This window comes from Frankia sp. CcWB3, assembly GCF_977927595.1.
On the sequence record NZ_CDWRCK010000174.1, the window covers coordinates 1 to 6,034 of the forward strand.

Annotated in this window: 6 protein-coding genes and 1 pseudogene; 5 read left to right on the forward strand and 2 right to left on the reverse strand. The window is 68.9% G+C overall.

Annotated features, from left to right (window positions below):
• From ACY5KJ_RS13715 to ACY5KJ_RS13735, 5 genes and pseudogenes are all read left to right on the forward strand, one after another.
• Positions 1-115, forward strand: a pseudogene (locus tag ACY5KJ_RS13715) (type II secretion system F family protein); the annotation flags it as partial.
• On the forward strand, positions 112-1,062 hold the full coding sequence (locus ACY5KJ_RS13720) for a type II secretion system F family protein (protein ID WP_462187075.1): 951 nt from the start codon (positions 112-114) through the stop codon (positions 1,060-1,062). The pseudogene ACY5KJ_RS13715 and the gene ACY5KJ_RS13720, both read left to right, overlap by 4 nt.
• A gap of 103 nt (positions 1,063-1,165) precedes the next feature.
• A complete protein-coding gene (locus tag ACY5KJ_RS13725) occupies positions 1,166-1,372 on the forward strand; it encodes a hypothetical protein (RefSeq protein WP_462187083.1) in 207 nt (68 codons plus the stop codon).
• A gap of 128 nt (positions 1,373-1,500) precedes the next feature.
• Positions 1,501-1,839 carry a TadE/TadG family type IV pilus assembly protein gene (locus ACY5KJ_RS13730; RefSeq protein WP_462203518.1) on the forward strand — a complete coding sequence of 113 codons (339 nt, stop codon included), beginning with the start codon at positions 1,501-1,503 and terminating at the stop codon, positions 1,837-1,839.
• A gap of 185 nt (positions 1,840-2,024) precedes the next feature.
• Positions 2,025-2,468, forward strand: a complete 444-nt coding sequence (locus ACY5KJ_RS13735) for a hypothetical protein (RefSeq protein WP_462203519.1) — start codon at positions 2,025-2,027, stop codon at positions 2,466-2,468.
• A gap of 290 nt (positions 2,469-2,758) precedes the next feature.
• Here the strand turns inward: ACY5KJ_RS13735 and ACY5KJ_RS13740 are convergent, their stop codons facing one another.
• Positions 2,759-3,541: an aminoglycoside phosphotransferase family protein gene (locus ACY5KJ_RS13740; protein WP_462203520.1), complete on the reverse strand. Its 783-nt coding sequence runs from the start codon at positions 3,539-3,541 to the stop codon at positions 2,759-2,761.
• A 90-nt stretch (positions 3,542-3,631) separates the two neighbouring features.
• Positions 3,632-6,034 (reverse strand): aminoglycoside phosphotransferase family protein (locus ACY5KJ_RS13745; protein ID WP_462203521.1); only part of this gene is annotated, 2,403 nt, incomplete at its 5' end.

Below are 6,034 nucleotides of genomic sequence, written 5' to 3' on the forward strand. Positions count from 1 at the left end.
GGGGGGCCCCGTGTCGGCCCTCGCCTACCTGCTCATGAAGCGGATCGGCCGGTTGCCGGAGGAGGGCCGGGTGCTGCGCGGGGGAGCGGCCGCTGGCCGGGGGGCGGGATCATGACTACGGTCGCCAGCGGTGCGCTGATCGGGTTCCTCGTCGGGCTGGGCCTGGTCATCATCGTCTACCGCTCCCCCCGGGCCCGGCGCATCCACCTCGCTGACCGAATCGATCCCTACCTGCGGGACACCCCCACACCCTCGAGGCTGCTCGAGGACCGGCCGCGGGGGGTGCCGCGGCCGGGTCTCGCCGCGGTCGAGGCGCTCGCGCGCCCGTTACTCGCGGACGCCGCCGGTCGGCTCGACCGTTTCCTGGGGGGCCGGGCCGCCCTGCGACGCCGGCTGACCCAGGCCGGCGGACGGACCAGCATCGAGGAGTTCCGCGTCCAGCAGGTCATCTGCGCGGCCAGCGGGGCGCTGATCGGCGCCCTCCTGCTGGCGCTGCGCGCGCTGCTCGGCGTCGGCCCGCCGACCCTGGTCAGTGTCGCACTGATCGTCGCCGGCACGGCCGGTGGGGTGGTGGCCCGGGACTACTGGCTGTCGCGGGCGATCTCCGAGCGCGAGGACCGGATGCTGCTGGAGTTCCCGACGATCGCCGAGCTGCTGGCGCTCGCGGTGACCGCGGGGGAGTCGGCCATCGGGGCGCTGGAGCGGGTCAGCCGGTTGACCCACGGCGAGCTTGGGCACGAGCTGCGGCTCGCGTTGGCCGACGCCCGCGCCGGGGCCACCCTCGTGCAGGCGTTGGAGGGCATCGCGGCGCGCACGGCGTTGGCACCCCTGGTGCGGTTCGTCGACGGGATGGCGGTCGCGATCGAACGGGGGACGCCGCTGGCGGACATCCTGCGCGCGCAGGCCGTTGACGCGCGTGAGGCGGGCAAGCGGCAGCTGCTAGAGGCCGGTGGCCGCAAGGAGATCGCGATGATGATCCCGGTCGTGTTCCTCGTCCTGCCGACGACCGTGATCTTTGCCTTCTACCCGGCCCTGGTGAGTTTCACCGTGATCGCGCAGTGAGTGCCCGGGGCGCGCAGGTGGCCGCCCGCAGGTGGACGCGCCCGTCCGGCGAGGTCGGATCAGCCAGCCTAAAGGAGGAGACATGGGACGAACAGGGCAGGCCATGAAAGCGAGATGGCGGGCCTGGCGGTCAGCCGTCGCATCGGGCGGCCACCATGATCGCGATCGGGGGGACGTCCCCGGCTGGGTCATGATAACCGTCATGACGGCGGCGCTGGTGGTCGCGATCGCCACCCTGGCGACGCCCGCCCTGCAGAACCTGTTCACCTCGGCCATCAACTCGGTGTCGGGTATCGGCGGTGGCGGCTGAGCTCGCGGCCGCCGCGGGGCCGGACGGGATCGACGGCGGCCCCAGGGGGACCGGGCAGCGACCGGACGCGGTCGAGGACGGCGTCGGACGCGGCTGACGGCGGATCGGCCGTCGTCGAGTTCATCCTGGTGGGGACGTTGTTGCTCTTCCTGATCCTGGGGATCATCCAGGTCGGCCTGGTGCTGCACATCCGCAACACGCTCGCGGCGGACGCTGCCGAGGGAGCCAGGCACGCGGCCAATCTCGGCGTGCCGGCGAGCGAGGGCGGTCCCTACGCCCAGGCCCTCATCGCGCGGACCATCCCGGGACGGTCCGACGCCGTCTGCACCGGGGCGCAGGTCGACGGGCCGGGTGGCACGCCGCTCGCGGAGGTCACCTGCCGGGTTGCCGTGCCGCTCGTCCTAGTCCCACTGGGCGACGGCATCACGATCACGGTGAAGGGCCACGCACTCAAGGAACTGCCGTGACGAGGGGTGTCGTGGCGGGAGATCGGATCGCGCGGGCGGCCCTGCGCTCCGTGCCGCGGACGATCCTGATGATCAGGACAGGTTGCGTGGCTTCCGTGCGCCGCGTCGGTCGCATTGGTCGCATAGGCCGCGTTGTCTGGCCCGAACGGGCAGGCCCGGCGACCGGGGCCGACGACGGTTCGGCGATGATCGAATTCGTTGGATTGTCCGTCGTGCTGCTCGTTCCGTTCGTCTACCTGTTCCTGTGCGTCTTCGCGGTGCAGCGCGCGGCGTTCGGGGTGACCCAGGCCGCCCGGGAGGCCGGGCGGGCGTTCGCCACCGCGGGCAGCGAGACGCAGGGCATGGACCGGGCACGGCTCGCCGCGCAGCTCGCCCTCGCCGACCAGGGCGTCCCCGGCGCGCCACAGGTCCGATTTGCTCCCGAGGGCGCCGACTGTGGTGCGGGGGATCCCGGGGACGGCGCGGCAACCCTGGAGCCAGGCGCGTCGTTCGTCGTCTGTGTCCGTACGGTCGTGGCGCTGCCAGGAACCGGTGCCTTGTTCTCCGGCATCACCGACGTCACGGTCAACGGCCAGTTCACCGTGGTCATCGACCAGTTCCGCGCCGACCGGCGGGAAACCCAGCCGTAGAGAGACACCGGGACGACGTGCGCGCCGAACGGGGTTTCGCAGTCGGCGCAGAGGAACACGCCGCCGTCGGGGAGAAAGTCGAGATGAAGGGCGGTCGGCAGGCATGCAGGCATGCGAATTTGGGGGAGCTGAGTACGGTCTGCGGTTCCTGAACCGTGACTGGCTCCCCAAAACTCGGCCGCCACGCGATCATGCATCGTCGCAGGCCATCCCTTACTCCCCGTACGGCACGTCCGTGGACTCCACTGATGTCGAGCCGCGCGGACACCTGGCCGTTCTCGCTGGGCTGGCTATCGGCGTCTGCCGGCCCACTGCTGTATGAGGGCTGCGGCGGCCTCGTGGTCGATGGTCACTCGGTTGCTGAGTACGGCATGCGCGGCGGCGAGTTTCCCGACGAGCTTGTCGATGAATGCATGTGTGTCATCGCGGGTGAGGTTTCCCTCGGTGATGATTTTCGTGTAGCGGACGGTGTCGACGATGGCGGACTGCACCCGTTCGTGGGAGAGGTAGGTGTCGAGGTCTGACTGCCATCCCTCGGCGGCCGGACCGTTGACAACGGAGGTCCACCCATGGATGAGTGCGGCTGACTCGTCGGGCTGGTAGCTCATCTTGTGCAGGTGGACCGCAAGATCATAGACCGGATCGCCCCACAGGGCGAGTTCCCAGTCGAGGAAGTAGGCTTGGCCATCCGAGATGATGATGTTCTTGCGGTGGATGTCGGTGTGGAGGAGGCGGAAAGGCCGCGGGTGCAGCGTCGTCCATCGACTGTTGATCTCGGTGAGCGCGTCGATGGGGATGCCGAACTCGGCGTACAGATCGCCGAAGTCGGGGAGGAACCGGGAATGCACGCCTGCGGTGACAGCGGACAGGCTGCGGGCGAAGTCGGCGGTCCGCCCGTCCGCCGGCCAGCCTGGCGGCGATTGCGGCAGGCGTTCGCGCGGGATGAGGCCGAGCTGCCCGAAGAGCTCCACGACGTCGCCGATGACGTGGTCGGGAACGCGGGTGCCGCGTGGTGCGGTGTTATCGAGGAGCTGACCGGGAAGGAATTCCACGATCTGGTAGCGGGGCTGCATGCGGGCGTAGGAGTCGAAATGAAATAACTTGCGCGTTTCGAACCCTCCACAGGCCTGTGACCTGCGATGATGCTCTCGATCACGTATTTGTTACTTCATTACGTCCCCGTAGAGCAGACGGGGCGCGTGGGTCACGGTCCCGCGGATGGCGCGCAGCACATCCCCTTCCGGCCAGATCATCAGGTCCATGATGTCGCTGCCCGGAATCGGGATACGGACAATCACGTCTCCGGTCGGCGTGCCCATCCGGATGTTGTGGTTGTAGAAACCCGACGCGGCATCGGGGCGCCCGACCGCCTGCCGGTACAGCTCGTCGGGCCGCCACGTGTGCCCGTCGAGCAGGTCGGCGACGAAGTCCTCAATGCGGGCGTCAAGATCGGTAAGCGTGCCGAACGGCTGGATTCCTGCCCGTGCCCGGCTCGCGGCGGCGGTCACCTGCTCGTCATCGATGCCGAGGATGGACAGTGCGTGCGCCGAGCAGAGGATGATCGTCGGGTAGACGTCGGCTGCTTCCAGCTCGCGGACTGTCCACTGGAGCGAGGAAACCGTTTCGTCGAGCTGACCCCGGCGAGCATGGACCAAGGCGCGGTAGAACTCGGCGCGGGCTCGACCGGAGCGATACCCGACTCCGTCGAGGGCGGCGCACGCGGACCGTAGGGAGGTCTCGGCCTCGTCGAGTTGACCGCATCGGAGCTGCCCGACAGCGAGAGCGGTATACGCCTTGCCGAGCTCGTGATGGGCGCCGATCTCGCGTTGGATCTCGATCGCCTGGCCTGCCTCGACGATTGCCTCGGCAGGGTGGGTGTAGGCGAGGAGTTCGGCCCGGTTGGTCTGGATGTTGGCCAACCCGAGGACGCTGTCGGCCGCGGCGTAGTGGGCGGCGGCCTCGTCGAGATAGCGGGCGGCGGCGTCGAACTCGAACGCGAACCGGTGAGCGAGGTGACGCATCCGGGCCACGTCTCCGTGGAACTCGGCGTCCTGCCCCGGAGCGGACGCACCCAGGTCGGTGGCGAGTACTTCCGCGTCTTGGAACCGGCCCTGGGCCATGTGAAGGTCGGCGGCCCACAGGCCCGCGGTCAGCCGGGATGCCCCCGTGGCACGGTCCCAGACCTGGGTGTAGGCGCCGAGCGCGGCCCGGGTCTCACCGGCGATGCGCCGCCCATGTCCGGCGGCCACGGCGAGCCGCGCGCCGACCATTGTGTCGATGGCCAGAGCGGTGACCGGTTCGGGAACCAGCGCCGTGACCGTGGCCGCGTCGCCGAGGCGAATCGCTGCCTCAGCCTGCAGGCACCGCAGGGCTTCGGGCAAGTTGTCGTGGTCGGGCTGGTCGTTGAGCCGGGCGCGCAGGTCCTCGGTGATGCCTTGGGCGGCGCTGTGTCCCCCACGGCGAACCGCGCGGTCGGCATAGCCGAGGATGCTGTCGCCGCTGATCTGCCGACCCTGGAGGGCGTGATAGGCGGCCTCTCGCAGGGCGCGGGCGGCATGAGTGCCACTGTCCCGGCCGGTCGCCTGGTCGGCCCGGTTCTCCCACAGTCCCTGTAGCAGGGCGTGGATGTCGGTGGTAGTGCCCGGAGAAAGCCGTTCCCGCAGAGCGGCGGCCATGAGCGGATGAAACCGCAGCGCGGTGTTTGCCGGGTAGACGAACGAATATGCGGTGAGGGATTCCCAGGCGATGCGATGCCCCGGGAGATGGAATGTGGCCGTCAGCATCCGGAAAATATCATAGTCGAAGATTCGTGCCGGGCTCAGGACCTCCAGCGATCGAATTTCTTCCGGGGCGACATGCTGAAGGAAGCGTGCCAAGAGCTCCTGTTGGGACACGAGGGCGCCGCTGACCCGCCCACCGGTCTGTAGGTGCGTGTCCACCGCCAGGTTCAGATAGAATGGGAGACCTGCGCTGGCGTCCGCAATTATCTGGCGCTGGAACGGATCGGTGATCCCGCCGGTGTCGAGGAGTTCTAGCCGGGCTTCCATGGGCAGGCCGCCGATGTCGCACATCTTGATGAGGCCGTCCCATTCGGGATCCGTCAGTTCCCACCGCAACGGTTCCCGGCTGGCGATGACCACCAGGCCACGGTCGAGCTGTGCCACGAGATCACGTAGCCAGGCATCCGCGAGTTGCGCCCGTCCGGTGCGTACCGGGCTCGGTACCAGGGCCTCGTGGCTGTCAATGATGATCACATACTGTCTGTCCTGGCTGGCGGCCCGAAGGTCTTCAGCGAACAGAAACGTGACGGCGTCGGCGAGCTCACTGTTCGGCAGGTCGTCGAGCGTCGCCAGGGTGGGATCGCGCCGCACCCGCAGGCGGCGGCGTACGTCGGAGCCGCCGCGCTCCAACAGCTTGACAAGGCCGCGGGCCGTACCGAAAACCGGAATTCCGGTCATCGTGTCGGCGATATCCGCGAGAATGGAACTCTCGTCGATGAATGCCAGTTCCGAACGGTTCAACCGCAGGTGTGGGTGTAGCCGCTGCCACAGTACTGCGTAGGCTAT

Excerpts from the sequence above, each read along its gene's own strand:
- ACY5KJ_RS13720 (WP_462187075.1), top strand. The coding sequence starts at position 112 with ATGACTACGGTCGCCAGCGGTGCGCTGATCGGGTTCCTCGTCGGGCTG.
- ACY5KJ_RS13725 (WP_462187083.1), top strand. The coding sequence starts at position 1,166 with ATGAAAGCGAGATGGCGGGCCTGGCGGTCAGCCGTCGCATCGGGCGGC.
- ACY5KJ_RS13735 (WP_462203519.1), top strand. The coding sequence starts at position 2,025 with ATGATCGAATTCGTTGGATTGTCCGTCGTGCTGCTCGTTCCGTTCGTC.
- ACY5KJ_RS13740 (WP_462203520.1), bottom strand. The coding sequence starts at position 3,541 with ATGCAGCCCCGCTACCAGATCGTGGAATTCCTTCCCGGTCAGCTCCTC.